The 26,132-nt window shown below is 71.7% G+C and carries 27 protein-coding genes; 7 read left to right on the top strand and 20 right to left on the bottom strand.

Annotation, left to right across the window (positions count from 1 at the left end; all coding sequences use genetic code 11):
* Positions 1–84: 84 nt before the first annotated feature.
* On the top strand, positions 85–1,707 hold the full coding sequence (locus V1457_RS09245) for a long-chain fatty acid--CoA ligase (RefSeq protein ID WP_338602467.1): 1,623 nt from the start codon (positions 85–87) through the stop codon (positions 1,705–1,707).
* A gap of 108 nt (positions 1,708–1,815) precedes the next feature.
* On the opposite strand, the gene V1457_RS09240 is transcribed toward V1457_RS09245, so the two are convergent.
* The 13 genes from V1457_RS09240 to V1457_RS09180 all read right to left on the bottom strand — a co-directional run bounded on the left by V1457_RS09240 (position 1,816) and on the right by V1457_RS09180 (position 16,226).
* A complete protein-coding gene (locus V1457_RS09240) occupies positions 1,816–2,094 on the bottom strand; it encodes a hypothetical protein (protein WP_338602464.1) in 279 nt (92 codons plus the stop codon).
* Between the two features lie 73 nt (positions 2,095–2,167).
* Positions 2,168–2,968: a thioesterase family protein gene (locus V1457_RS09235; RefSeq protein WP_338602461.1), complete on the bottom strand. Its 801-nt coding sequence runs from the start codon at positions 2,966–2,968 to the stop codon at positions 2,168–2,170.
* 95 nt (positions 2,969–3,063) lie between these two features.
* Positions 3,064–3,951 carry a sugar phosphate isomerase/epimerase gene (locus tag V1457_RS09230; protein WP_200068906.1) on the bottom strand — a complete coding sequence of 296 codons (888 nt, stop codon included), beginning with the start codon at positions 3,949–3,951 and terminating at the stop codon, positions 3,064–3,066.
* A 95-nt stretch (positions 3,952–4,046) separates the two neighbouring features.
* Positions 4,047–5,483, bottom strand: coding sequence for a hypothetical protein (locus V1457_RS09225; protein WP_338602458.1), 1,437 nt, complete (start codon positions 5,481–5,483; stop codon positions 4,047–4,049).
* Positions 5,480–6,523, bottom strand: a complete 1,044-nt coding sequence (locus V1457_RS09220) for a Ppx/GppA phosphatase family protein (protein WP_295142550.1) — start codon at positions 6,521–6,523, stop codon at positions 5,480–5,482. The genes V1457_RS09225 and V1457_RS09220 overlap by 4 nt, the downstream gene beginning before the upstream one ends.
* 82 nt (positions 6,524–6,605) lie before the next feature.
* Positions 6,606–7,286 carry a response regulator transcription factor gene (locus V1457_RS09215; protein WP_200068903.1) on the bottom strand — a complete coding sequence of 227 codons (681 nt, stop codon included), beginning with the start codon at positions 7,284–7,286 and terminating at the stop codon, positions 6,606–6,608.
* Positions 7,283–8,563, bottom strand: coding sequence for an ATP-binding protein (locus tag V1457_RS09210; RefSeq protein WP_338602453.1), 1,281 nt, complete (start codon positions 8,561–8,563; stop codon positions 7,283–7,285). The genes V1457_RS09215 and V1457_RS09210 overlap by 4 nt, the downstream gene beginning before the upstream one ends.
* A 286-nt stretch (positions 8,564–8,849) precedes the next feature.
* Complete coding sequence (locus tag V1457_RS09205) at positions 8,850–9,596, bottom strand: phosphoglyceromutase (protein ID WP_200068901.1); 747 nt, start codon at positions 9,594–9,596, stop codon at positions 8,850–8,852.
* A 716-nt stretch (positions 9,597–10,312) separates the two neighbouring features.
* The gene (locus tag V1457_RS09200; protein ID WP_200068900.1) at positions 10,313–10,855 is read right to left on the bottom strand and encodes a YbjN domain-containing protein; all 543 of its coding nucleotides are present in this window, start codon (positions 10,853–10,855) and stop codon (positions 10,313–10,315) included.
* Positions 10,852–12,144 carry a D-inositol-3-phosphate glycosyltransferase gene (gene mshA, locus V1457_RS09195; protein ID WP_200069364.1) on the bottom strand — a complete coding sequence of 431 codons (1,293 nt, stop codon included), beginning with the start codon at positions 12,142–12,144 and terminating at the stop codon, positions 10,852–10,854. The genes V1457_RS09200 and mshA overlap by 4 nt, the downstream gene beginning before the upstream one ends.
* Positions 12,145–12,506: 362 nt before the next feature.
* On the bottom strand, positions 12,507–13,670 hold the full coding sequence (locus tag V1457_RS09190) for an Ig-like domain-containing protein (RefSeq protein ID WP_338602447.1): 1,164 nt from the start codon (positions 13,668–13,670) through the stop codon (positions 12,507–12,509).
* Positions 13,671–13,970: 300 nt separating this feature from the next.
* Positions 13,971–14,978, bottom strand: coding sequence for a hypothetical protein (locus V1457_RS09185; protein ID WP_200068898.1), 1,008 nt, complete (start codon positions 14,976–14,978; stop codon positions 13,971–13,973).
* A 141-nt stretch (positions 14,979–15,119) separates the two neighbouring features.
* Positions 15,120–16,226: a UDP-N-acetylmuramate dehydrogenase gene (locus V1457_RS09180; protein ID WP_200069363.1), complete on the bottom strand. Its 1,107-nt coding sequence runs from the start codon at positions 16,224–16,226 to the stop codon at positions 15,120–15,122.
* A 37-nt stretch (positions 16,227–16,263) separates the two neighbouring features.
* Between V1457_RS09180 and V1457_RS09175 the strand changes: the two genes are divergently transcribed.
* The 4 genes from V1457_RS09175 (at position 16,264) to purU (ending at position 19,356) form a co-directional block, all read left to right on the top strand.
* Positions 16,264–16,776 (top strand): DUF2505 domain-containing protein, encoded by a 513-nt coding sequence (locus V1457_RS09175; protein ID WP_200068897.1) that lies wholly within the window; start codon positions 16,264–16,266, stop codon positions 16,774–16,776.
* Between the two features lie 127 nt (positions 16,777–16,903).
* A complete protein-coding gene (locus V1457_RS09170; protein ID WP_338604911.1) occupies positions 16,904–17,710 on the top strand; it encodes a class I SAM-dependent methyltransferase in 807 nt (268 codons plus the stop codon).
* 10 nt (positions 17,711–17,720) lie between these two features.
* Positions 17,721–18,455 carry a maleylpyruvate isomerase family mycothiol-dependent enzyme gene (locus V1457_RS09165; protein ID WP_338602441.1) on the top strand — a complete coding sequence of 245 codons (735 nt, stop codon included), beginning with the start codon at positions 17,721–17,723 and terminating at the stop codon, positions 18,453–18,455.
* Between the two features lie 49 nt (positions 18,456–18,504).
* Positions 18,505–19,356, top strand: a complete 852-nt coding sequence (gene purU, locus V1457_RS09160) for a formyltetrahydrofolate deformylase (protein WP_200069361.1) — start codon at positions 18,505–18,507, stop codon at positions 19,354–19,356.
* Between the two features lie 57 nt (positions 19,357–19,413).
* Here the strand turns inward: purU and V1457_RS09155 are convergent, their stop codons facing one another.
* From V1457_RS09155 to V1457_RS09130, 6 genes are all read right to left on the bottom strand, one after another.
* Entirely contained in the window at positions 19,414–19,986 is a 573-nt protein-coding gene (locus V1457_RS09155; protein ID WP_200068895.1) for a YbaK/EbsC family protein, read from the bottom strand.
* Positions 19,987–20,016: 30 nt separating this feature from the next.
* Positions 20,017–20,712, bottom strand: a complete 696-nt coding sequence (locus V1457_RS09150) for an alpha/beta hydrolase (protein WP_307849918.1) — start codon at positions 20,710–20,712, stop codon at positions 20,017–20,019.
* Between the two features lie 86 nt (positions 20,713–20,798).
* Entirely contained in the window at positions 20,799–21,113 is a 315-nt protein-coding gene (locus V1457_RS09145) for a DUF2516 family protein (RefSeq protein ID WP_374220914.1), read from the bottom strand.
* A gap of 65 nt (positions 21,114–21,178) precedes the next feature.
* Positions 21,179–21,877, bottom strand: coding sequence for a hypothetical protein (locus tag V1457_RS09140; RefSeq protein ID WP_338602436.1), 699 nt, complete (start codon positions 21,875–21,877; stop codon positions 21,179–21,181).
* Between the two features lie 6 nt (positions 21,878–21,883).
* Entirely contained in the window at positions 21,884–22,306 is a 423-nt protein-coding gene (locus V1457_RS09135) for a helix-turn-helix domain-containing protein (protein WP_200068894.1), read from the bottom strand.
* Between the two features lie 127 nt (positions 22,307–22,433).
* Entirely contained in the window at positions 22,434–22,829 is a 396-nt protein-coding gene (locus V1457_RS09130; RefSeq protein ID WP_200068893.1) for a VOC family protein, read from the bottom strand.
* Between the two features lie 122 nt (positions 22,830–22,951).
* Between V1457_RS09130 and V1457_RS09125 the strand changes: the two genes are divergently transcribed.
* The gene (locus V1457_RS09125; RefSeq protein WP_200068892.1) at positions 22,952–23,506 is read left to right on the top strand and encodes a CGNR zinc finger domain-containing protein; all 555 of its coding nucleotides are present in this window, start codon (positions 22,952–22,954) and stop codon (positions 23,504–23,506) included.
* 39 nt (positions 23,507–23,545) lie between these two features.
* Here V1457_RS09125 and V1457_RS09120 read toward each other — a convergent pair whose 3' ends face one another.
* The gene (locus tag V1457_RS09120) at positions 23,546–24,751 is read right to left on the bottom strand and encodes a DUF445 domain-containing protein (RefSeq protein ID WP_200069357.1); all 1,206 of its coding nucleotides are present in this window, start codon (positions 24,749–24,751) and stop codon (positions 23,546–23,548) included.
* Positions 24,752–24,945: 194 nt separating this feature from the next.
* Here V1457_RS09120 and V1457_RS09115 point away from each other — a divergent pair, with 194 nt between their 5' ends.
* Positions 24,946–26,121, top strand: a complete 1,176-nt coding sequence (locus tag V1457_RS09115) for a pyridoxal phosphate-dependent aminotransferase (protein ID WP_338602430.1) — start codon at positions 24,946–24,948, stop codon at positions 26,119–26,121.
* Positions 26,122–26,132 lie beyond the last annotated feature (11 nt).

Genomic DNA, 26,132 nt, shown 5'->3' with positions numbered 1-26,132 from the left:
TGGAGTAGACCCTCCCCCAGGCGGCGGGTGCGCGGTTAGTGTGTCCGCACCCAGAAGCGTGCCGGACGAGGAGGTCCGAATCCGATGCTGAGCACCATGCACGACGGCCCGCTGTCGATCGCCAGGATCCTGGCGCAAGGCACCGGCCCGCACGGCTCCTCCGAGGTCGTGACCTGGACCGGCGCGGAGCCGCGGCGGCGCAGCTACGCCGAGGTCGGCAGGCGGGTGGCTCAGCTGGCGCACGCGCTGCGGGAGCTCGGCGTGACCGGTGACCAGCGGGTCGCCACGTTCATGTGGAACAACGCCGAGCACCTGGAGACCTACCTGGCGGTGCCGTCGATGGGCGCCGTGCTGCACACGCTGAACATCCGGCTGTTCCCGGAGCAGATCACCTACATCGCCGACCACGCCGAGGACCACGTGGTCGTCGTGGACGGCAGCCTGCTGCCGCTGTTCGGGAAGATCCTGCCGACGCTGAGCACCGTCCGGCACGTGATCGTCGCCAACGGCGACGCGTCGGCCCTGGAAGCGCCCGCGGGCGTTCAGGTGCACGACTACGACCAGCTGCTGCGCGGCCACCCGGACACCTTCGACTGGCCCGAAGTGGACGAACACGCCGCCGCCGCGATGTGCTACACCTCCGGCACCACCGGCAGCCCGAAGGGCGTCGTCTACTCGCACCGCTCGATCTGGCTGCACTCGATGCAGGTGTGCATGTCGGACGGGATGGGCCTGGGGCAGTCCGACCGCGGGCTGGCCGTGGTGCCGATGTTCCACGCCATGTCCTGGGGCCTGCCCTACGCCGCGTTGATGGTCGGCGCCTCGCTGGTGATGCCGGACCGGTTCCTGCAGCCCGAGCCACTGGTGCGGATGCTCAGCACGCTGCACCCGACGATGGCGGCCGCGGTGCCGACGATCTGGCAGGGCGTGCTGCAGCACCTCGACGCCGATCCGCAGGACATCTCCGCGCTGCGGGAAGTCGTGGTGGGCGGCTCGGCGTGCCCGCCATCGCTGATGCGGACCTTCCAGGAGCGCTACGGCGTGCCGGTGCTGCACGCGTGGGGCATGACCGAGACCTCGCCGCTGGGCAGCGTCGCGCGCCCGCCCGCGGCCGCGACCGGCGAGGCGCAATGGCCCTACCGGGAGTCGCAGGGCCGGCTGTCGTCGGCCGTCGAGGCGCGGCTGATCGGCGAGGGCGGCACCGAGCAGCCGTGGGACGGCAAGAGCGTCGGTGAGCTGGAGGTGCGCGGCCCGTGGGTCGCCTCGTCCTACTACCGCGACGACGACCCGGACAAGTTCGACGACGGCTGGTTGCGCACCGGCGACGTCGGCACGCTGTCCCCGGACGGCTTCCTGCGGCTGACCGACAGGGCCAAGGACGTGATCAAGTCCGGTGGCGAGTGGATCTCCTCGGTGGAGCTGGAGAACCAGATCGTCGCGCACCCCGCCGTGGCCGAGGCGATGGTCGTGGGCGTGCCGGACGAGAAGTGGGACGAGCGGCCGCTGGCCGCCGTGGTGCTGCTCGACGGCCAGCAGGCCGACGCCGCCGAGCTGCGGGAGTTCCTGACCGGGCGGATCGCCAAGTGGCAGGTTCCGGACCACTGGGCGTTCCTGGCGGAGGCGCCGAAGACCAGCGTCGGCAAGTACGACAAGAAGCAGCTGCGCAAGCAGCACGCCGAAGGCGGCTTGGACATCAAGCACGCCTAGGACCCCTGATCGGCGATCGCCGGAGGGCCGTCGCGCCCTCGGTCCAACCGTGCCGGTGATCCGGTGCCGACCGCGGCTTCGGCCTTGCGAGGCCGCGGTCGGCGCGGGTCACTCCTCGGTCTGCTCGGACTCGTCCGCGGCATCGGACTCCGCGGAGTCGATCGACTTCTCCTTCTTACGCTCCGCTCCGGAGAACGTGCCCTGCAAGTCCTCCAGGTGCTCCCGCGCCAGATGCGTCAGGTGCAGCGACCGGTCGTAGGCGGCGCCCTGCACGGTCGGCTGCGCCGCCGCGGTCCACTGTTCCTGCGCACCGCAGAGCTTGCAGTACTGCCCGCCGCCGGAGTGCCGGTACTCCTGCTGCAGCGGGTGGATGCGCACGGTGGGCACGGTGATCTCCCTCGGTTCGACGGTGGCGGACCGCCAGCCTAACCCCGGTACCGCGGCACGACGCCGACGTCGATCAGTCCGGCGCGCGCAACGGGCTCAGCGCGAGTTGCCTCGCCTGGCACACCAGTTTGCCGGTGGAGTCGATCACCAGCGTGTCCTCGTCGAACCAGGCACCGTGCACCGCCTTCGACTCCACCACCAGCCGCAGCCAGCCGTTCGCCGGGCGCGCCCGCAGCAGCGCCGTGAGCTGCACCGTCGGCGACCAGCCGAACCTGCCCAGGTTGAACGTCACGGGCATCGTCAGGTCGCCGGCGACCAGGCCGAACAGCACGTCCGGCTGCCCGGCGTGCGGTCGCGCCCACAGCCGCAGCCGCAGCGGATCCGAGGTGCTGCCGCGCAGGAAACCGGCACTGCGCGGATCGATCCGCATGTCGCAGGTGCGGGTGAGGCCCGGCGCGGCGCGGGTGTCCGGGTTGGCGAGGTCGACCGCGTCCTGCGGCGGATTCACCGGCATCTCCGGCAGGTCCGAGTACGCCGGTTCCTCGTCCGGCAGCTCGCCGAGCGTGATCATGGCGTCCACGCAGGTCTGTCCGCTCTGCTCCAGCACCGAGCGCACCGCGGTCACGGTCCGCCCTGCCTTGAGCCGTTCGGTGCGCAGCAGCACCGGGCCCACCTTCGGCGGGCGCAGGTATTGCGCGCTGACCGAGAGCGGTTGCAGCGAACCGCCGCCGACGGCTGCCCGGCTCAGCAGGGCCAGCAAGTAGCCGCCGTGCGGACGTTCGCCCACCGCCCAGTCGGGGTGCAGATCGGCGGCGAACGTGCCGTTGCCGAGCGGTCGGATGGCGAGGGTGTCGAAGAAGGGGGTGGCGTTCACGCGTGGCCTGCGAAGTGCCGGCGCGGCCCGTTTCCGGGCGAGACGCGCAGATTATTCATGAGCACGATTCTACGAACCCGCGAGGAAGTTGATCACTACCCGGTGTGCGGAGCATCCTGTCGAGGCGCGCCCGGCGCCTGCAGGTGCAGTCGGCAGAACACCAGCGCCTCCGCGAGCTGCGCAGCCCGTTCCTGCGGTGTGCGCGCCTTGCGGGTGTTGACCTCCAGCACCACCGAGCCGGGATACCCGTCCGCGGCCAGCGCCTCGCAGACCTGCGCGCACGGCTGGCCGCCGTGGCCGGGGACGAGATGTTCATCACGCGGAGCGCCGGTGCCGTCCGCCAGGTGCACGTGCGCCAGCCGGTCCTGCATCCGCTTGTACAGCTCCAGCACGTCCGCGTGCGCCGCCGCGGCGTGCGAGATGTCCAGCGTGTAGCTGCGGTAGCCGACGTCGGTCGGGTCCGGGGAGGGCGTGAACGCCGACAGCCCCGAGGACCGGCCGCCGCGCAACCGGTTCAGCCGGTTCGGCGGGCGGATCGGGAACATGTTCTCCACCGCGACCCGGATGCCGCTGGTCTCCTCCAGCTCGCCGACCAGCTCGCCGAAGCCGTCGGCGTAGCGGCGCTGCCAGCGGAACGGGGGATGCACCACGACCGTCGAGGCACCGAGATCACTCGCGGCCGCCACCGCCCGGCGCAGCCGCTCCTCCGGTTCCGGCGACCACACCCGCTGCGTGATCAGCAGGCACGGCGCGTGCACCGCGAGGATCGGCACCCCGTGCTCCTGCGCCAGCCGGTGCAGCGCGTCGACGTCCTGGCTGACCGCGTCCGCCCACACCATCACCTCGACCCCGTCGAAGCCCAGGTCGGCGGCCATCTCGAAAGCAGCCCGCGCGGGCTGCGGCCACACCGAGGCGCTGGACAGGCCCACCGGGATCTCCGGACGCGCTTGGTCGAGCGGAGCCGGCTGTGCTTGCGGTGCCATCTCCTGCCCTACCGTCGCGCTCACCCGCCGCCCGGTGCCGCCCCGCCTTCCCCGGGCAAGCCCGCCGGAGCCGGGCATGCGCGGCGCGACCGGGCTCACTGGCTGATCAGCAGCAGCGCGGCGGGCGACACGGTGCAGATCAGGCCGACCAGCACCGCGAGCAGGATCGTCTGCAGGTCGTCGGTGCGCAAGAACTTCCGGGCGATGAACACCAGCGCACCGGTGATCGCCAGCGCCGCGACCAGCGCGGCGATCGGGATGGAGGTCCACAGCCAGCGGAACGCCACCCAGACCACGCCGCCCGCGACCAGCCCGGCGCCGCCCTGCAGCGCCAGCACCGCCCACTCCTTGCCGGTGGTCTGGTGCGGCTCCTCGTCGTCCGCGTCGTAGTCGGCGCGGTAGTCGTCGGCGTCCATCCCGGCGGGCAGCGCCGCGTCGTAGTCGTCGGCGTCGTAAGCGTCGTAGTCGGCACCACCGGCCGGGTAGTCGTCGTAGTCGCCGCGCGCGTAGTCGTCCTGGCGGTATCCCTCGTAGTCGTAGTCCTCGTAGGGATAGTCGTAGGGGTCGTCCGCAGGCGCGTCCTCGCCGACGCCGGGATAGGCCATCATCGCGGTGCCGTCGCCCGCGCTCCTGGCTTCCGCCTGCACCCGGGGCAGCTGTTCGGTGGCACCTTCGACCGGAGGCGCCGCCATGTTCGACGGGTTCTGCACCGGCGGGACCTGCGAGCCGGTGCCCAGCGGTGGGTGCTGGACCGTCGAGGGCCCGTCCGGGCCCGCCCCGTCACCGGCGTCGGCGGGCGCGTTGCGCGGCGGCGAACCGGCTGCGGCGAACCGGCGGGCCCAGAAGCTCACGCCGCTCTCGCCCACTGCCGGGCCTTCTTCCTCGGCCTGGTGGGCTTCCGGCGGCATGGCGCTGCCGGGCGGAGCTTGACCCGGCTGCGGCGCGGCGCGTTGCGGACCGGTGGACGGGCCGAACTGCCCGGTGGGCGGCGGTGCTTGCGGGGGCGCTGGGTTCTGGGCAGCCGGATTCGGTGCGGCCGGACTCTGGGCGGCCGGACTCTGGGCGGCCGGACTCTGGGCGGCCGGATTCTGGGCGGGAGGTGGCTGCGCGGGCGGCGGGCCTGCGGGCGGGGCCTGCGGCGCCGGTGGCTGCGCGTTCGCCGGATTCCCGGCGGGCGGCTGCGCGGTCGGAGCCTGGGCGCTCGGCGGCTGCGCATTCGGAGGTTGGGCGTTCGGGGCCGGACCACCTGCCTGCGGCGGGTTCGGCGGACCGGCGGGCGGCTGCGGAACCGGCGGCTGCTGCGCCCCGCTCGCGGAATCGGCACCGGGCTCCCGGACCTCTTCCTGAATGGCCCGCATCTGCCCGCTGTCCGAGAGCACCCGGTCGATGATCGCCTGCGGAGCCGTTTCGCTCGGGTCCTCGGCACGCCTGCGGCGCCGGTGGGCGCTGCGCTGCGAGCCACCGCCGTACTCGGCGAGCAGCTCCGCGACGGTGCGCTGGCTCGGGTGCTCCGACCCGCTGTCCCGACTCATCGATCCCACCGTGCCGTTTGCTGGGCTTGCCGTCCAGTTCCCCGATCAGCGTGTGCCTGCGCCGCGGGTGTCGACCCGACCGGTGCAATGGTGCGCATCGCAGTGTGGTCCTCTCCGTTGGCGTGGTCCAGCCGCCGGAGGATGATCCCTTCACGCAGCGCCCACGGGCAGATGTCGAGCTCTTCGACCTGCAGTGCGCGCAGCACCGCCTCGGCGACCAGCGCACCGCTGACCAGCTGGTGCGCGCGGGCGCTGCTCACCCCGTCCAGCGCGGCCAGGTCCGCCGAGGACATCCGGGTGATGAACGCCAGCAGCTGCTGCAACCCGGTGGCGGTGAGCTTGCGCGGCGCCCGCGGACCGGCCGAGGCCGGGGCGGCACCGGTCAGCCGGGCCAGCGAGCGGAACGTCTTGGACGTCGCCACCGCGCGGTCCGGACGCCCGTTCGCGCGGAAGTCCTCGGCGGTCGGCGCGAGCTGCTCGTCCAGCCATTCGCGCAGTTCACCGACCTGCTGCTGGCTCGGCGGATCCTGCGGCAGCCTGGTGCGGTTGACGCGTCCGGCCCCGAGCGGCAGCGAAGCGGCCAGGTCCGGCAGCTCGTCGATGCCGATCGCCATCTCCAGCGAACCGCCACCGATGTCGGCCAGCAGCAACCGCCCGGCCGACCAGCCGAACCAGCGGCGCACGGCGAGGAACGTCAGCCGCGCTTCCTGCTCGCCGCTGAGCACTTGCAACTCGACACCCGTCTCGTCGTGCACCCGCTGCAGCACTTCCGCGGAGTTCTCGGCTTCCCGGATCGCAGAGGTCGCGAAGCCCATCAGGTCCTCGCAGCCGGTCCGCACCGCCGCGGTTTCGGCTTCCGCGACGGTGCGCACCAGCTCATCGGCGTCGGCCGCGGCCAGTCTGCGCTCCGGGCCGATCCGCTCGGCCAGCCGCAGCACCGTCTTCTCCGAAGTCATCGGGGTCGGATGCGCACCACGAAAGGCGTCCACCACGAGCAGGTGGACGGTGTTTGATCCGACGTCGAGCACCCCTAGGCGCATGTCCGCCAACGTTACCGGCCGCAACCGGGCGGCCGGTCCGGGTGGGGGCGGAAAACCGTTCGAGCCCGGCGCAGCGCCGTTCTCACACCTCGAACTTGTAACCGAGGCCACGCACGGTGACCAGGTACTGCGGTTCCGCAGGGTCCGGTTCCAACTTGGAACGCAGTCGCTTGACGTGCACGTCGAGGGTCTTGGTGTCGCCGACGTAGTCCGCACCCCACACCCGGTCGATCAGCTGGCCGCGGGTGAGCACCCGGCCCACGTTGCGCAGCAGGTACTCCAGCAGGTCGAACTCCTTGAGCGGCAGGCTGATCTCCTCGCCCGCGACCGTGACGACGTGCCGCTCCACGTCCATCCGCACCGGCCCGGCCTCGAGGGCCTGCGGCAGCAGCTCCTCGGCCTCACCGCCGCGGCGCAGCACCGCGCGCACCCGCGCGATCAGCTCCCGCGCCGAGTACGGCTTGGTGACGTAGTCGTCGGCGCCGAGCTCCAGGCCGACCACCTTGTCGATCTCGCTGTCCCGGGCGGTGACCATGATCACCGGCACCGCGGAGCGCTGCCGCAACTGCTTGCACACGTCGGTGCCGCTCATGCCGGGCAGCATCAGGTCCAGCAGCACGATGTCCGCGCCGTTGCGGTCGAACTCGTCCAGCGCCTCCTGGCCGGTCGGCGCGACCGCCGCGGTGAATCCCTCCTTGCGCAGCATGAACGCCAGTGGGTCGGCGAAGGACTCCTCGTCCTCCACGATCAGCACCCTGGTCACCGGACTCCTCCCGTTTCGACGGTCGTACTCCCGCTGTCGGTCACGGCCCGGTCCGCACCGCGGTCCCGATCCGCCGTTGCGTGCCGGTCGTGCCCCTGTTCGTCCTCGTCCGCGGGTTGCTCCTGCTCACCGGCTGCGCCGGGTTCGGCCTCCTCCTGCCCGGCGCCGTGCCGCGGAATGCGGAGCGTGAACGTGGAGCCGGTGCCGGGCCTGCTCCACAGCTTCACCTCGCCGCCGTGGTTGGCGGCCACGTGCTTGACGATGGCCAGCCCCAGCCCGGTGCCGCCGGTTGCGCGCGAGCGAGCCGGGTCGACCCGGAAGAAGCGCTCGAACACGCGCTGCTGGTGCTGCGGTTCGATGCCGATGCCCCGGTCGGTCACCGCGATCTCGACGAACTCGCCCGCCATCCGGCGGCTGATCGAGACCGGCGAACCGTGCGGGGAGTACGACACCGCGTTGTCGATCAGGTTGCTCAGCGCGGTGACCAGCAACGTGCTGTCGCCGTCCAGCAGCAGGCCGGTCGGCTCGTCCACGGCGATCTCGATGCCCGCGGACTCCGCGGCGACCCGGGAGCGGCCGAGCGCTTCCTCGATCACCGCGTCGACCTCGACGGTGGTCAGCTCCGGCAGCCGTTCCGCGCCCTGCAACCGGGACAGCGCGATCAGCTCGGAGACCAGGGTTCCCAGCCGGGTCGACTCGTGCAGGATCTTGGTGGAGAAGCGGCGCACCTCTTCGGGGTCGTCGGCCGCGTCCAGCACCGCCTCCGCCAGCAGCGCGAGCGCGCCAACGGGAGTTTTCAGCTCGTGCGAAACGTTGGCCACGAAGTCCCGGCGGGTCGCCTCCAGCCGCACCGCGTCGGACTCGTCGCCCGCGTCGATCACGGTGAATCCGTCGCCGAGCGGGCGGACCTCGCCGTGCACCGCCGCGGGCCCCCGCCCGCGCAGCGAGCGGTTGACCGGGGAGAGGTCCACCGCGACCGGTTCCCCGGATTCCAGCGCCTGCCCGGCGGCCGTGCGCGCGCGGACGTCGGCCTGGTTGTCCCGTACGAAGCCGAGTTCGTCGGCGCGCGGGTTGTGCAGCACGACGTCGCCGAAGCGGTTCAGCACGACGATGCCGTTGTCGGTGGCGTGCACCAGCCGCTGCAGCAAGTCGGCGACGGTCGGCCCCGCCGGCCTCCTGGGGGTGCGGTGACTCGTCGCCCGCGCGGCCAGGAAGCCGGCCGCCACACCGATCGCAAGCACGCCGATGATCAGGGCGGTATAGCCCAATGCGGTCACGTCAGCATCGTAAGCAGGCGACGGCGGGGGTGGACCAGCCCGCGAGCTCGATCCGTGATGCCCGTGACACGAACCGGCGAGTTCTTCACCCGCGGTTCACCGTCCGGTGCGCGGCGGTTCAGCCGTGGACCGGGCTCGCGTCGACGCGGGTGGACGCGGCGGAGCCGGAACGCCCGCGCATCTCCTGTTCGAGTGACCGGCTGCGCGGCTACCGAAGGTATCCGCGCCGCCACCCGGCGCATTGCCCGGCGGCGGCGCGGTCCTGCTCGGTTCAGCGGCCCTTCGTTCAGCGCCCCTGCTTGGCCACGGCCGCGGCGGCCGACGCGGCGGCATCGGGGTCCAGGTAGGTACCGCCCGGGTTGGTCGGCGCCAGGTCGGCGTCGAGGTCGTAGCGCAGCGGGATTCCGGTCGGGATGTTCAGCCCGGCGATGTCCGAGTCGGAGATCCCGTCCAAGTGCTTGACCATCGCGCGCAGCGAGTTGCCGTGCGCGGCGACCAGCACCGTCCGCCCGGCCCGCAGGTCCGGCACCACCGCGCTCTCCCAGTAGGGCAGCAGCCGCGCCACCACGTCCTTGAGGCACTCGGTGCGCGGCATCTCCGCGCCGAGATCGGCGTAGCGCGGGTCGCCTTCCTGGCTGTACTCGTCGGTCGGCTCGATCTCCGGCGGCGGTGTGTCGTAGGAGCGGCGCCAGAGCATGAACTGCTCCTCGCCGTAGGTCTCCATCGTCTGCTTCTTGTTCTTGCCCTGCAGCGCACCGTAGTGCCGCTCGTTGAGCCGCCAGTCCCGGCGCACCGGGATCCAGTGCCGCTCGGCGGTGTCCAGCGCGATGTTGGCGGTGGTGATCGCCCGGCGCAGCAGCGAGGTGTGCAGCACATCGGGCAGCACCCCGGTCTCGCGGAGCAGCTCGCCGCCGCGTTGCGCCTCGCCCTTGCCCTTCTCCGACAGGGGGACGTCGACCCAGCCCGTGAACAGGTTCTCGGCGTTCCAGGTGCTTTCCCCGTGCCGCAGCAGTACCAGAGTCCCGACAGTCATGGCTTCAGGTTATGCCAGGGCGCGCGGCGGGCGTGCCGGGCCGTTCGGGGCGGGCGCTCGGCCTTTCACGGTGGACGCGAATTGATCACGTTGCGCCAGCGCGCCACCGTTTCGAGTGACGATCTTCGGGTGCGCGGAGCGACCGCGGCGGCTCGCGGATTTCGTTGCTCTTGTCACCTTACGGTTATCGATTCACCGTGGCGCCGTGACACGTGCGAGCAGGCGATCACTCTGCAGTGCAGGATCTCCGGCCTGCGATTTCGTTGCGTTACGTCCCGTGTCGAATATCACTCGTACGGAGTAATGCGTCGGCCTTGTGGCCAGTGCGTGACTCTGCGAAGTTGTCACTGCTCTCGCTGATCGGCTCCCACGCACTCCCCGATCGCGCGAGAGCGAACGAGCGCGGTTCGTCTCCCCCGTCGATCCGCGCCCCGCCGGGCCTGGGGTGCCCCCCGCCCACTTGGCCCGCTGGCGGGACCCCCACGCGGGGCGGTTCGAGCTCGCGACTCCCCCTCTCTCCCGAGCCGTCCCGCGCGGTCCGCTAGTTCGCAGGCGGACGAATTCCAGCCGCCGTGCCGCTCACACCGCTCTGCTGAGCGCGGCGCTGCTGCTCACACAGCTGTGCCGAGCACGCTGCTCGGCCGATCACACCGTCGTGTCGATCCCGCAGCTGCTTCGCTCGCTCAGGAGTCGGGCCGAGCACGCAGCTGGGCCGATCACCGCGCCTCGCCGACCGGGCTCTCCGGCGCCTGCGCGTCGTCCGCGGGCCACAGCGGCCCGTCCCGCCGCACCAGCTCGGTGAACGGCCGGAGGTTCGCCAGCGACTCGCCGCGCGACTCCCGCCAGCCCCACTCCCGCCGGATGGCGGTGCGGAAACCCAGCTCCAGCAGCGTGTTGAAGTCGCCGTCGGCGGCTTCCAGCACCTGGCCCAGCACCCGGTCGAGCTCGTCCGCGGTCACCGCGTGCAAACCGACGCGCCCCACCAAGTAGATGTCGCCGGTGCTGTCGATCGTGTAGTGCACGCCGTAGAGCCTGGCGTTGCGCCGCAGCAGGTAGCGGTAGACGTCCTCGTGCGCCTCGTCCGGCTGCCTGCACACGAACGCCTCCACCACCAGCGCGTGCTCGGCGACGATCAGCCAGCAGTTGGTCTGCAACTTCTTGGTGCCGGGCAAGGTCACGAAGAACCGGCCCGGGGACTCGTGCCGGTAGTCGAGTTCGCTCGAATCGAGTGCGGACTTGATGGTCGCGTCGGCGGTCACGCCGTCACCTCCCGGAAGCTGAACTGCGAGTGGAAAGTTCTCCTCGCTCGCGCATAAGTGTCCAGCAACGCCTCCGTGGTGCGATCCCAGGAGAACCGCTGCGCGTGCTCGACCGTGCCCGCCGCCAGCCGCCGCCGGTGCGCGGGATCGGCGACCGAGCTCAGCGCGTCCGCCCACTGCTCGATGCGGTGCCCCTGCACGAGCAGTCCGGAACGCTCGTCGGCCACTGCGACCGGGAGCCCGCCGACGGCCGCGGCGACCACCGGCGTCCCGCACGCCTGCGCTTCCAGGGCCACCAGGCCGAACGATTCGTTGTAGCTGGGCACCGCGACAACGTCGGCGGCGCGGTAGACGTCGGCCAGCGCCTCGCCGCGCTGCGGCGGCAGGAACCGGACCACGTCGGTGATGCCGAGCTGCGCGGCCAGCTCGTGCAGCGACTCGGGCCGGTCCAGCCCGCTGCCGGACGGACCGCCGACGATCAGCACGGTCAGTTCCGCGCGCAGTTCGGGGCGCCGCCGGAGCAGTTCCGCGGCCGCCCGCAGCAGCACGTCCGGCGCCTTCAACGGCTGGATCCGGCCAACGAACGCGAACACCAGCGACGCGGCGGGCAGCCCCAGCCGAGCCCGCGCCGCATCAGCAGCGCCCGGGGTGAACCGGCGCAGGTCCACTCCCGGCGGGATCGTGGCCACCGCTTCCGGTTCCGCGCCGTAGAGCTCCACCAGATCGGCGGCCTCCACACCGGTGTTCGCGACCAGCCGGTCCGCTTCGGACACGACCTGCTCCTCGCCGACCACGCGGACCCGCGGTTCCGGGGTGTCGCCTTCGGCCAGCGCGGCGTTCTTGACCTTCGCCAAGGTGTGCGCGGTGTGCACCAGCGGGACGCCCCAGCGTTCCCGCGCCAGCCAGCCGACCTGTCCGGACAGCCAGTAGTGCGAGTGGACGATGTCGTAGAAACCGGGCTCGTGGCGCGCTTCCGCCCGCAACGCGCCTGCCGCGAACGCGCATAACTGGGCGGGGAGCTCGTGCTTGTCCAGCCCCTCGAACGGTCCGGCCACCACGTGCCGCACGGTCACGCCGGGAGCCAGCTCGGCGACGGGCGGCATCTCCGACGAGGTCGCACGGGTGAAGATCTCCACCTCGGTGCCCTGCTCGGCCAGCCTGGTCGCGGTCTGGGCGATGTAGACGTTCATCCCGCCCGCGTCGCCGGTGCCGGGCTGCTCCAGCGGCGAAGTGTGCAACGAGAACACGGCGGCCCGGCGCGGCCGCATCCGGACGGTGCTGGAAGTCATCGGCTGCCCATCGCAGATCGGGAACGCACCACGGCGCCCGAGCTGGTCCGCGCGCGCGTGGGCGGGCATCCGCCTTCCCGGACGCCTTGAGTCCCGACGCCGCACCCGGGGAAAACATTCCTGGGAGCCGGAACGCGGTGCGCCACGCCGCGCACCCGCCCGCGCCGACCAGGCTCGTCCCGCAGCCCGCGTGACCGCGTTCACACCCCGCGATTGCGAAGGTCCCGTGCCGGTGGGCACTCCCACCAGCACGGGACCGGCACGTTCGCGCCCGGTGTCGGCGCGCTGCTCGCGCCGGGATGCGGATCAGCGGTGCGCGCCGACGGTGCGGCGACTCCGGCCGATCCGGAAAGGACCGATCCTCACAGCGCCGACTTCTGCTGCCACTGACCCCAGTCCAGCAGCCAGTCGAACACCTCGTAGCGCGGCTCCATCGCCCGCACACCACCGCTGACCTCGATCGGATCGCCGACCATGGCGCTGTCGAAGTACGCCTTGGCGTCCGCCTCGGACAGGTTGATGCAGCCGTGCGAAGTGTTGACCTTGCCGAGGTTGGCGCGGTTCTCCTCGTTCTCGTGGATGAACTCGCCGTGGTTGGACATCCGGATGGCCCACTTCTTCTCCACGTCGGTGTAGCCGTACCGCGGGTTGTCCATGATCTCGACGGGGTTCTTCTGCATCACCATGTAGGTGCCGTTCGGCGTGTTCAGCTCCGGATCCTTGTCCTTGCCGTAGCTGGCCGCGTAGCTGGCGACCTGCTTGCCGTCCCGCTCGACCACCATCTGGTGCGTCTGCGCGTCGGCCTTGACGATCTGCGCGCGGCCGACGGTGAACTTGGTGGTCAGGTCCTCGCGCCCGTAGGCGCCCTTGCCGTAGTGCACCCCGTAGAGGTTCGCGTCCACTTCGACCTGGGTGTTCGCCGGCCAGTACTCCTTCGGCCGCCAGTCCACCTGGGTGCTGGACAGCCATGCCCAGGAGCCCTCGACCGGGACCGAGGTGCGCACCGCCAGCGCCCGCTCCGCGGCGGCCTTGTCGGTGACCGGCTCGTCGAACTTCACGCTGATCGGCATCGCGATGCCGACCTCGCTGTGGTCGGTGGGGTTGATCGTGGCGCGCACCTTCTTGTCCGGCGACACCGTGCGGAACGAGCCCTGCACCTGCACGGTCTTGCCGTCGACGCCGGTGGCCTGGCCGGACCAGGTGTAGTCCTTGCCGTAGCCGAGCGCTTCGCCCGCGGTCCAGGTGTGCCCGTCGGGGGCGAGCTGACCGCCGACCTCCTTGCCGTCGCCGTTGGTGAGCTTGACCGAGTCGAGCCGTCCCTGCTCGACGCTGGCGCGGATCGGAGCGGCGGGGTTGATGTCGGCACCGCCGCCGGGCTCCAGGTGCACCTGCGCCTTCGGCGCCGACGCCCGGGAACCCGATCCGCCGCCGGACGCGGATTGGGCTCCGCACCCCGATATCAGCAGCACGGCCGCCAGCGCTCCCGCCAGCGCAGCCCACAGCAGCCGTATCCGCGACCGACTCACCCTGCTCAGCACTCCTTGACCCCGATCCGTTCCGACATGACTTGCATTGGGTAGACGTGCGGCGCTCCGCCAAGATGCCGCCGATCAGCAGTGTGTCGCGTCACAGCTGTCGGCCTTCGGGCGGGCCGGTGCCGCGGATCGCTTCCCCGGGTAGCCGGGCGACGACTCGGGGTGCGCCGATGACCTGCGTCGATCTTCATCGGCGAGCGCGCGGGGGCGGGATCGGAGCGGACCGCGCGGAAATCGACGGTCCACAATGGAACAGATCACGGTCCGGGAACGTGTGCGAACTCACCGCGGTCACACGCCGATGTGCTGGTGCTGCACGCAAAGTTCCACATCGAGTTCGGCGAGCACGTCCACGATCGGACTGGCGAACCCGGTCGATCCGGTGCGGCACCCCGCGAACAGCAAACCGACCACCCGCCCGTCGCTGTTGACCACCGCGCTGCCCGCGTCACCGGAGGCGGTGAAGCAACCATCGACGGCGTCGATCCGGATCTGCTCACGCAGCACCCGCACCCCGAGAGCCGCGCCGTGATCCACCCGCAGCGTCGCGTCCACAGAGGACACGACTCCTGCGGTGAGCCCGCTGCCGTGCCCGCTCTTGCGCACCGGCTCGCCCGGGTAAGCCGCGCACTGACCGGCGATCGGGCCGATGCCCGGAATCACCGGCGAGTGCTGCACGCCGCATCCGAGAGTCACCGCCGCCGCATCGACCCGCCCGGACAGCGCACCGCGCGCCAGCTCGGCGAACACGTACCCGGTGTCCGGATCGACCATCCGGTCGCCGACCGCCCAAGCATCGTCCAGGCACGCGACGTCGAACGTCGTCAGCCCCATGGCCGCTGCCGCGGGCTGGTGCCCGATCACCAGCGCACCCAGCGTTCCGGTGCGGCGGTAGCGGCCCGCGTTGCGGACCTCCGGCGGGGACAGCTGCACCGACCGGCACGGCGCCACGCCGTCCCCGCCGGTGACCGCGCCGTCGTGCGCGAAATCGCGGCCGCGCAACGCCACCGACTCCTCCGCGCCGTGGTGGGCGTGCTGCAGAACCGGCTTTTCCTCGATGACGTCGGTGGGGATGCCCAGCACGTCCGGCGGGATCTGCGTGCCGGGCCAAACCCGGTCGGGCGCGCGCTTGCGCGCCACCGACACCACGATTCCCTGCCTGCCGGTGCCCCGGCCTGCGATGCGCTTCTCGCCGATGTCGACGGCCGTCACCCCGGGGAGGTCCAGCAGCTGGTCCTCCACCGCGCGTTTGATCGGCCGAATGACCGCTCTGTCCCGAAGTTCCCTGATGCTGAGCATGGCGGCCCTCCAGCTACCATTTAACACTCAGGGTAAGCATTAGTCACGAAGAGTCACTCCGACGGCCCTCCGGAACGCTGGAAACCGCCCCGGCCGAACGCCCTCGCGGACTCCTCGGACAGCGAGCCCGGAAAACACGCTTCAGATCGAACAGTCCACGAGTACCGGTTCCGGTGCCAGCGACACGCCGAACGCGGAACGTACCCCCTCGCGCACTTCACGCGCGAGACCCAGCAGGTCTTCGGTGCAGGCCGAGCCGCGGTTGGTCAACGCCAGCGTGTGCTTGCCGGACAACGCGGCCCGCGCCGCGCCACCGGGGTGCCCCTTGCCGAACCCGGCGCGTTCGATCAGCCAGGCCGCGGAGAGCTTGGTGCGCCCGTCGCCCGCCGGGTACTGCGGAACCCGCTCGTCCGGGCCGACCCGAGTGGCGATCAGCTCCAGCACCCCGGGAAGGTCGGCGGTGTCCACGATCGGATTGGTGAAGAACGAGCCGGCGCTCCAGGTGTCGTGGTCGGCCGGGTCGAGCACCATCCCCTTCGTCCGCCGCAACTCCAGCACCGCTTCCCGAGCGCGGGCGACGTCGACCCGCGCGCCCGGCTGCACCTCCAGCGCGCGGGCGAGTTCGGCGTAGCGGATCGGCGCGGACTCGGCGCCGTCCCGCAGCAGGTAGCGGGCGCGCAGCACCACCGCTTCGTCGCTGTGCTTGAGCGAGCTGCCGCGGTAGACCAGCCCCAGATCCTCGGCCAGCACGGTGCGGATCCGGCCCGTGCGCCGGTCCAGCAGGTCCACCGAGACCAGCATCTCGGAGATCTCCACGCCGTAGGCACCGACGTTCTGCACCGGTGTCGCACCGGTCAGCCCCGGAATCCCGGACAGGCACTCCAGATTCCCCAGGCCCTGGTGCACCGTGTCGGCGACTACGTCGTCCCAGTCCTCACCGGCCTCGACGGTCAGCTGCACGAAACCGTCCACAATGTCGTAGCTGCGGCCGCGGGTGGCGACCCGCACCACCCGGCCGTCGAACCCGGAGTCGGCGACGACGAGGTTCGACCCGCCGCCCAGCACCAGCAGCGGCTGGCCGGCGGCGTCCGACTCGCGGACCGCCTCGGCCAGTTCGTCGGGATGCTCGGCGAGCACGAACTCTGCGGCCGGGCCGCCCAGCCGCAGCGTCGTGTACTCCGCCAAGGGGTGTTCGCCGGGGGTTCGAGCGCCGGCCGGGCCGCCGCGGATTCCTTCGGCACCGGACATCGAGGAGTTCACGACTGCCAAAGGTAACCTTCCGCCCATGGCACGCCGCATCGAGCACCGGAGCACCTCCGAGTGGGCATCGTCGCAGGTGCACCAGGCGCTCATCGACATCGACTACCTGCGGGACCGGCTCGCCGAGCTCGGCGGCACCCGCAACGAGCTGGTCAAGCACGACGTCCTCGGTGATGCGGTCCGCTTCCAGCTGCGCCAGGGGGTCAGCACGGAGGCGCTGCCGCCGGTCGCGCGCACCGTGGCTGGCGCGGGTGATCTGGTGATCGACCGCACCGAGTCCTGGCGGTGCGAAGAGCCCGGCCACTACAACGGCGAGATCGCCGCCGAGGTCGCCGGGGTGCCGTGCACCATCACCGGTTCGATGTGGCTGCGGGACCTGCCCGAGACCGGCAGCGAGTTCCTCGTGGACGGCGAGGTGCGGGTGAACGTGCCGTTCGTCGGCGGGCGGGTGGAAGACCTGGTGGCCGAGCAGGTGCAGAAACTGCTCGCCCGGGAGGAGCAGTTCACCGGTGAATGGCTCGCGAAGCATTCGCAGTGAACCACCCGTCGTCCGGCGATTCCGCCCCTGCCATGCCTTCGCACGCCCGAATCCGCAGGTCCATGCCTTGAACCAGCCGCGCAAACGCGCCCCGCGACTCGCCGCGGGCCGCGCCAGGGCACTCGGCATGGCCACCCGGGGCACCACCAACCCGAACCGGCTGCGGCGCGTGGACCGCTGGATCACCGGCGCACCGTGGGCCGCCCGCGCGCTGCGATCGGCGGCGGATCCGCTGGTCGTCGATCTCGGATTCGGCTCGGCACCGACCACCACGGTCGAGCTCGCCGAACGGCTGCGGCCGCTGCGGCCGGATGCGCGGGTGTTCGGCCTGGAGATCGATCCCGAGCGGGTCGAGGCCGGGCGGCGGGTCGCGGTACCGCCCGGCCTGAACTTCCGGCGCGGCGGATTCGAGCTGGCGGGCCTGGCGGCTGGCATCGGCGGCGCGGCCGGTCCGGTGCTCGTGCGCGCGTTCAACGTGCTGCGCCAGTACACCGAGCCGGAAGCCTGGAAGGCGTGGGAGGAGCTGCGCGGCAGGCTCGCCCCCGGCGGGTTGCTGGTGGAGGGCACCTGCGACGAGATCGGCCGGCGTTGCTGCTGGGTCGCGCTGGACCGCGGCGGGCCCCGCACGTTCACGCTGGCCTGCCTGCCCGCGGACCTGGCGCGACCGTCCGATCTGGCCGAACGGCTGCCGAAGACGCTGATCCACCGCAACGTCCCCGGCGAGAAGGTGCACTCGTTGCTCAACGACCTCGACTCCTGCTGGGCGCGGGCCGCGCCGCTGGTCCCGTACGGCCCGCGGGCCCGCTGGGCGGAGTCGGTGCGGTCGCTGGCCGCCCGCGGCTGGCCGGTGCTGGATCGCCCGCGGCGCTGGCGCGCCGGCGAGCTGACCGTCGCCTGGTCCGCCGTGGCTCCCGCCGGCTCGCCCGGCTCGTAAACTCCGCGGCATGGTCGGCGAATTTTCGCAAGCAGTGTTGAAAGAGCAGGTCGGAGCGTTCCGCGCGGCTGCGGTGGCAGCTGGCCCGGACGCCACCGTGCCCACCTGCCCCGGCTGGGACGTGCGCAAGCTGCTGCGCCACCTGGCCCGCGTCTACGCGATGGTGCAGCTGGGACTCGAATCCGGCCCGGACGATCAGCGGCCGCGGCCGCCCGCCGCGCCCGACGCGTTCGACGCGGCGCTGACCTGGTTCGACGAGCGCTTCGCCGAACTCACCACGGCGCTTTCCGCGCCGGACCCGCAGCGGGCGGTGTGGGCGTTCTTCCCGGGTGGCACACCCGAGTCGTGGACCCGGCGCATGACGCACGAAACCGCGATCCACCGCCTCGACGCGGTGCTGGCCGCGGACGGCGGTTCGGAGCTGATCTTCGATCCGGAGCTGGCCGCGGACGGGATCGACGAGATGCTCACCGTCATCGCGCCGCTGGGCGACTGGTCGCAGTCCGCGCACCAGGGCCGGGTGCTCTACCACGCCGCCGACGCCGGGCGGACCTGGCTGGTGCGATTCCTGGCCGGGCAGCCACCGCAGATCGGAGCGCCCGCCGATGCCGCGCTGGGCGCCGACGAGGTCGACGCGACCGTCGCGGGCACCGCCGACGCGGTCTACCGCCGGGTCTGGGGCCGCCCGAGCGGCGCGATGATCACCGGCGACGCAGCGCTCGGCGGGCTCGTCGCCGGGCGTTGATCCCGGCCGAGACGGCCTTGCGGTGCGAGAATGCGCAGCTGTGTCGTACGTGATCAGCCTCAGCTGCCCGGACCGCACCGGGATCGTCGCCCGCATCACGTCGTTCCTCGCCGAGCACGGCGGATGGATCGTCGAGGCCGGTTACCACACCGACCCGGACACCAACTGGTTCTTCACCCGCCAGGTCGTCCGCGCGGACTCGCTGCCGTTCGGCGTGGACGAACTGCGGGAACGCGTCGGCCGGGTCGCCGCCGAGCTGGGCAGCACGAGCTGGCAGGTCACCGACACCGAACAGCGGCGGCGCGTGGTGATCCTGGTTTCCCGCGAAGGCCACTGCCTGCACGACCTGCTCGGGCGGATCTCCTCCGGGGAGATCGACGTGGATCTGCGGGCGGTGATCGGCAACCACCCGCGGCTGCGCCCGATCACCGAGGCGCACGGCGTGCCGTTCCACCACGTGCCGTTCCCGCCCGCGGCGGACCCGGAAGGCAAGGCCGCTGCCTTCCAGGAAATCCGCGCACTGGCGGACGGCCACCAGCCGCACGCGCTCGTGCTGGCCCGGTTCATGCAGGTCGTGCCGTCCGAGCTCTGCGAAGCGTGGGCGGGCAGGGCGTTGAACATCCACCACAGCTTCCTGCCGTCGTTCGCCGGTGCCCGCCCGTACCACCAGGCGTACGAGCGCGGGGTGAAGCTGGTGGGCGCCACCTGCCACTACGTGACGGCCGAGCTCGACGCGGGGCCGATCATCGAGCAGGACGTGACCCGCGTCGACCACACCGACTCCGTCGCGGACATCATCCGGCAGGGCCGCGACATCGAGAAGATCGTGCTGGCCCGCGGGCTGCGGGCGCACCTGGAGGACCGCGTCCTGGTGCACGGCAAACGCACCGTCGTGTTCTGAGCGCCGATCGGCACGCTCAGGCACTTCACCGCGCGCCGCGCCGTAGTGGGCGGGCCTTCACTCCGCGGGCGCGGGGCGGGCCAGGTCGGGGAGTGTTTCGGCGCCGGGCAGATCGGCCAGCACCTCGCCCGCCGTGAGGATCTTGCTGCCGCGCAGGCCGCTGCCGACCACCACGGCCGGAGTGCGCGCCACCGCCGCGTCGACCAGCACCGGCCACCCGGCGGGCAGCCCGAACGCAGTGATGCCGCCGTAGGCCATGCCGGTCAGCGACACCGCGTCGTCCATCGCCGTGAACGAGGCTTTCCGCACGTCCAGCCGCCGCCGGACCACGCCGTTCACATCAGCGCGGGTGGTCGCCAGCACCAAGCAAGCCGCGTGCCGGACTTCGCCGCCGCGCTTGCCGGTAACCACGACGCAGTTCGCCGACAGCTCCAACGGCGAGCCGTAGTGCGCGCAGAACTCGGCGGTGTCGGCCAGCGCCGGGTCGATCTCGGCGACACCGACGCGAGCGGCTTCGGTCCCCGGCAACGCCCGTACCGCGGCGAGCACCGGCTCAGCCAGCAGTTCCGGGCGGTCGAGGGCGGGCGAGACCTGCAACGTCCCGGCCGCGAGCGACCAGTCAACAGCCATGCGCCGACGATACGGGGTCCTGCCGAGGAATCAGCCGCCCAGGAAACCGCTCAGCAACGCCCGCACTTCGCGGCGGTGGGTGACCATCGGCGCGCGGGAATCCAGCAATTCCAGCCGTGCGCCCGGAAAAGCTTCGGCGGTTCGCCGCGCCGCCGAAGCCGGATGCATCGGATCCTCGGTGGCCCCGATGACCAGCACCTCGGAACGCACCGCGCGCAAGGTTCCCGCGTCGTCGAGCACCCGCTGATCGCTCAGGGCGTGCAATGCGGCCCCCAGGCGCTGCAGCGCCGACACGCGGAGTTCGACATGCTCGCCGACCTGCGCTTCGGGCGGAAACTCGGCGGCGACCAGCTCGCGCAGCGCCGCGCCGCCGTCGTCCGCGGCGACGGCCTCGGCCAGCCGCTCCAACGCCCACGCCGAGGTCACCTCGCGGGGACCGTCCAACGCGGCGGGCAGCAGCAGCGCCAACCGCTCGAACCGCCCAGGACGTTCGGCCACGATCCTGGTCAACGCCCCGGTGCCGAGCGAGACGCCGACCGCGCGGGTCGCGCCGACCGCGTCCGCGACCGACCGCACGTCCTCGGCGATCGTCCCGTAACGCCAGTAGCCCTCCGGCGCATCCGGCGCGTTCCCATGGCTCGGCAGCGTGAGCACGACCCGGGTGCCGGGCAGGCCGGACGCGGGGATCCGCGCTTCACCTTCGGTCGCGCCCAGACCGTGCGCCACCAGCGTGACCGGCGAACCCCGGCCGTAGGAGTTCCAGCGCGCACCCGAAGGCAGCTCACCGGCGGGCCCGGCCGAGGCGCCGGTGGCTACCAGGAGCTGCCCTTCTGCACTTCGGTGACCTTGGGCCGGACGTCGACCAGGTAGACCAGCACGGCGATCAGCGCGGCGATCCAGATGATCGTGATCGGACCGCTGGTGAGCACCGCGAGCAGGATCAGGCCGGCACCGGTGATGCCCAGCCACGCGGGCTTGGACAGCTTCCCGACGGCCGTGAACGCGTCGGAGCGCTGCAACAGCGCGTGCACGAAGGCGTACAGCCCGGTCGGGATCCCCGCCAGCCAGATGATCTTGAGGATCCAGAACTGCAGCAGCAGCTCCGGCACTACGGATGACAAACCCACGAGTTCACCTTACGTGCGTCGGGGGCCCCGGAGAACCGTCCGGGGCCCCGACGTGCCGTGCGGACTCAGCTGCCCGCCTTGCCCTTGCTCTGCTTCGAGCTGGCGCCCTTCGCGGAGCCGGTGGACTTGGCCGCCGAGGTGCGGTTGGCCGTCTTCTGCGCGGTGCTGCGCGTCGCCGTCGCGGTCTCCGAACCGGTCTCCTCGACCGACTCGGCCACGTCGTCGGCGGTTTCGCGCACCGTCTGGGCGGCGGAGGCGCTGGCCTGCTCGGTGCTCCGCGCGGCCTTCTCGCCGAACGAGCGGCTCGCGGTGCTCACCTTGCCGAGCACGTCGTCGGCCAGCCCGCGCGCGTCGGTCACGGCCGCTTCCATCCGGCCCTGCGCCTGCTCGACCTGGCCCCAGGCGCGCTGCACACCGGGCTGGGACTGGAAGCGCTCGAACGCGGTCTCACCGCGCTCGGCGAGGTAGCCGTAGAGCTGCACGGCCGACTGGGTGTATTCGTCGACGAGCTTGCGCAGCTCCGCCGGATCGAACCGCTCGCGCAGGTCCTGCGGCAGCTCGTTGACGCCGCTGCGGGCGGATTCGGCGCCTTCGTTCAGCTTGCTGCGCAGCTTGCCGAGCGCATCGGCGATGGTGTGCGCGGCGAGATCGCCCGCGCCGAGCGCGGCCAGCAGCGGCGTGCGGGCCTGGTCCACGGCCTCACCCAGCGGCTGGCCGTTGCCGGTCTCGTTCGTCTTGGTGGTGCCTTCGGTGCGCGTCGCCATAGCGGATCACTCCTTGAGCAGGTCGGTGCCGTCCGGCTCCGGCGCGTCGGTGGATTCGGAGCCGTCGTGTTCTCGCCGGAACGAGGCGTAGATGTCGAGCAGGACCTGCTTCTGCCGCTCGCTGAGTTCGTCGTCGGCGAGGATCGCGTCCACCACCGGCCCGCCCTCGCGGCGTTCCAAGATCCCGGCCTGCACGTACAGCGCCTCCGCGGAGATCCGCAGTGCCGTGGCGATCTGCTGCAGGATCTCCGCGCTGGGTTTGCGCAGGCCGCGTTCGACCTGGCTGAGGTACGGGTTGGACACGCCCGCGCTCTTCGCGAGCTGGCGCAGCGAGATCTGGGCGTTGCTGCGTTGCGCCCGGATGTAACCGCCGAGGTCGCTGACCGCCTGGTTCACGGCCTTGTTGACGGTCTTGTCCACCCGCTCCATCGCCTGCGCTCCTTCCGGTTCGCCGTCCACGGTAGGCGCGAGTGCTAGCTCTAGCAAGCAGGGTGCTTGCACCCTTCCGAGTGAGCTGCGCAACGCCGGGCAGGAGCCCGGAGCAGCACGGACTCCGTCAGGAGCCCGCGCACATGCAGAACGGGTGCCCGTCCGGATCGGCGTACACGCGGAAAGTCGCATCGAGCTGATCGGACGGCTGCGGCAGTTGGCGTGCACCGGCGGCCACCGCGCGCTCGTGCCCTTCGGCGAGCGTCGCCACCCGCACGTCGACGTGCATCATCTGCGGGCGCGCACGATCCGGCCAGGTCGGCGGCACGAAACCGGGGTCGAGCTGGAAGGCCAGCCGCGTCCCGCCCGATGGGTCCGCCAGCTCCACCCATTCCTCGGCGGATTCGGGCTCATCGATCTCCCAACCCAGCAAGCGCCCGTAGAACTCCGCGAGCGCGCGCGGATCCGGGGTGTCGATCGCGAACGCCGCGAGGCGCAACGGGGAAGTGGTAGCAGCGGTCATGGCGGAACCCCTCGTCTCGTCCTGTTCTCCCAGCCCTGCTCCGCGAACCAACGCCCTTCGAGGAACCAGTAAAAAGATTATGGCGGTTATCCGTGCTAGCTGCAACCGGCTAATCGCCTACGATGGTGTTCGTGAACAGCAAAGCCGTCGCCGACCGAGCTCCTGCGCAGGCTTTCGCGGACCTGGACCCCGAACGCGACGTCGAGCTGGTGCTGGCTTTCCTCAACACCTGCGACGCCGAAGCGGGAACCGAGATGCTCGGGACGGCCGAGTCGTGGCGGCAGTGGTGCGCCGGACAGGGCCTGGGTGCGGCCGAGGCCCCGGGACGAGCGCAAGACATCCGCGACGCCATGCGCCACGCCGTGTCCTGCGACCACGCCGCTTTTCCACCCGAATCCGCGCCCGGCAGTCCGATGAGCTGGAACGTTCCGGTGGTACTGCGGGACGGGATCCCCGTGCTCGCCGGCGCCGATGCACTCGGACGAGTGCTGGTGGCGGCTGTGCACCTGGTGCACACCGGCCACTGGGACCGGATCAAGATCTGCCCAGCGTCGAACTGCCTGTGGGCGTTCTACGACAGATCCCGGAACAAGTCCCGGACGTGGTGCTCCATGCGGGTCTGCGGGAACCGGGAGAAGGCCCGGTCCTGGCGGGAACGCCACACCGCACCGGGCTGATCCCGCCGCCGTGCCCGCCGCACCGGCGCGCCCGGCCGCTCAGAGCACGAGCTGGGTGAGGGTGTAGATCGCCAGGCCGGCCAGCGCGCCGACCACGGTGCCGTTGATCCGGATGAACTGGAGATCGCGGCCCACCTGGAGCTCGATCTTGCGGGAGGTCTCCTCGGCGTCCCAGCGCTCCACGGTGTCCGTGATCAGCGTGGTGATCTCGGCGCGGTAGTGCGAGACGACGTACACCGCGGCGCCTTCCAGCCATCCGTCGACCTTGGCGCGCAGCTCGGGCTCTTCGACGAGGCGCCTTCCGAGTCCCTGCAGTCCGTCGCGGACCCGCAGCCGCAGCTCGCTGGAGGGGTCCTCGGCCGCGTCCAGCAGCATCCTCTTGGCAGTGCCCCACGCGGAGGCGACCAGGTTCTGCACCTCCGGGTGCGCGATCACCTGGCGCTTGATCTGCTCGGCCTTGGCGATCGTTTGCTCGTCGTGCTGCAGGTCGTGCGCGAAGTCGACCAGGAACCGGTCCACCGCCTTGCGCATCTGGTGGTCCGGGTCGGTCTTGACCGCCCACGCGAACGACAGCACCTCGGCGTAGATCTTGTCCGCGACCATGCCGTCGAAGAACTTCGGCGACCACGAGGGCGCCCGCTGGCTGACCACGCGCAGCACCGTTTCGTGGTTGTCCCGCACCCAGTCGTAAGCGCGGTCGCAGACCAGATCGACCAGCCGGTGGTGCGAACCGTCCGCGAAGACCTGCCCGAGGATCCGGCCCAGCGGTGGCCCCCACGGCTGGGCGAGGACTTTGCGCAGCACCGCCTGCTCCAGGACGGCCTGCACGTCCTCGTCCCGGAAGACCTGCACGGCGCCGCGCACCGCGGTCGCCAGCTCCGAGGTCACGCGCTCGGCGTGGTCGGCGTCGTCGAGCCACACCCCGACCCGGTGGCCGATGTCGGCCCGGCCCAGCTTGTCCCGCACCACCGGCTCGGCCAGGAAGTTCGAGCCGACGAATTCCCCGAGGTTGTGTCCCAGCGCGTCCTTGCGGGTGGGGATGATCGCGGTGTGCGGGATCGGCAGTCCCATCGGACGCCGGAACAGCGCCGTCACCGCGAACCAGTCCGCCAGCGCACCGACCATGCCCGCTTCGGCCGCGGCCCGGACGTAGCCGGCCCACGCGGCCCCCTCGTGCTCCCGCCACTGCGCGAGCACGTAGATCACGGCGACGGCGAGCAGCAGACCGCCCGCGACGGTCTTCATCCGCCGCAGCGCACGTCGCTTGAGCTCGTCCGCCTCGGTCGCCCCTGTCGTTCGCACCCCTCGATTCTTACAGCACACCGCCGCCCGTCCGGCGTGATCGAGCCCGGCGACACCGCCGGAAGCGGGTCCGCAGGGCGGGACGGGCCGAGTGCACCCGTTCGGATCGGCCGTCGATTCGACTACGCTGCCGTGCCGTGCGTTCTGAAGCTCTCACCTCCCGGTTGCGCCCGTTCACCTCGACGATCTTCGCCGAGATCACCGAACTGGCCCGGCGGACCGGCGCGGTGAACCTGGGGCAGGGCTTCCCGGACACCGACGGACCGGCGGGCATGCTGCAGGCCGCGCAGCGGGCCATCGCCGACGGCGTCAACCAGTACCCGCCCGGCGCGGGCGAGCCCGAGCTGCGCGCCGCGATCTCCGAGCACCGCCGTGCGCACTACGGCATCGAGCACGATCCGGAGGGCGAGGTCCTGGTGACCGTCGGCGCCACCGAAGCGATCACCGCTTCGATGCTCGCGCTGATCGAGCCCGGCGACGAAGTGGTCCTCGTCGAGCCCTACTACGACTCCTACCCGGTCGCCGTGGCCATGGCAGGCGGCGTCCGCCGCACCGTCGGCCTGCGGCAGGGACCGGACCACCGCTTCGAACTCGACCTGGACGCCCTGCGCGCGGCAGTGGGGCCGCGGACCCGCGCGCTGGTGCTGAACTCGCCGCACAACCCCACGGGCACGGTGCTCACCGACACCGAGCTGGCCGCGGTCGCGCAGGTCTGCCGCGAGAACGACCTGATCGCCATCACCGACGAGGTCTACGAGCACCTGCTCTACGACGGGCGGGCGCACACCCCGCTGGCCACGCTGCCGGGGATGGCCGAGCGCACCGTGTCGATCTCCAGCGTCGGCAAGAGCTTCAGCGCCACCGGCTGGAAGATCGGCTGGGCGTGCGGCCCGGCCGAGCTGATCGCCGCGGTGCGGGCGGCCAAGCAGTTCCTCACCTTCGTCGGCGGCGCCCCGTTCCAGCCCGCGGTGGCGCACGCCCTGCGGCACGAACTCGACTGGGTCCGGGATCTGCGGGATGGCTTGCAGCGCAAGCGGGACCGACTCGCCAACGGACTCGCCGAGGCCGGTCTGGACGTGCTGGCCAGCGAAGGCACCTACTTCATCTGCGCGGACGTGCGCCCGCTCGGTTTCACCGACGGGGCCGAGCTGGCCCGGGCACTGCCGGAGAAGGTCGGGGTCGCCGCGATCCCGGTGCAGGTGTTCTGCGACAACCCGGAGGACACCCGGCACCTGGTGCGCTTCGCGTTCTGCAAACGGGACGAGGTGCTGGACGAAGGCATCCGGCGGCTGCACAAGCTCGCCTCGTCCTGATCCGCGGGCAC

Origin of the sequence: Saccharopolyspora sp. SCSIO 74807 (assembly GCF_037023755.1) — a bacterium.
In the GTDB taxonomy this organism is placed as follows: Bacteria; Actinomycetota; Actinomycetes; order Mycobacteriales; family Pseudonocardiaceae; genus Saccharopolyspora_C; species Saccharopolyspora_C galaxeae.
This window is presented reverse-complemented; position numbering and strand designations above follow the sequence as displayed.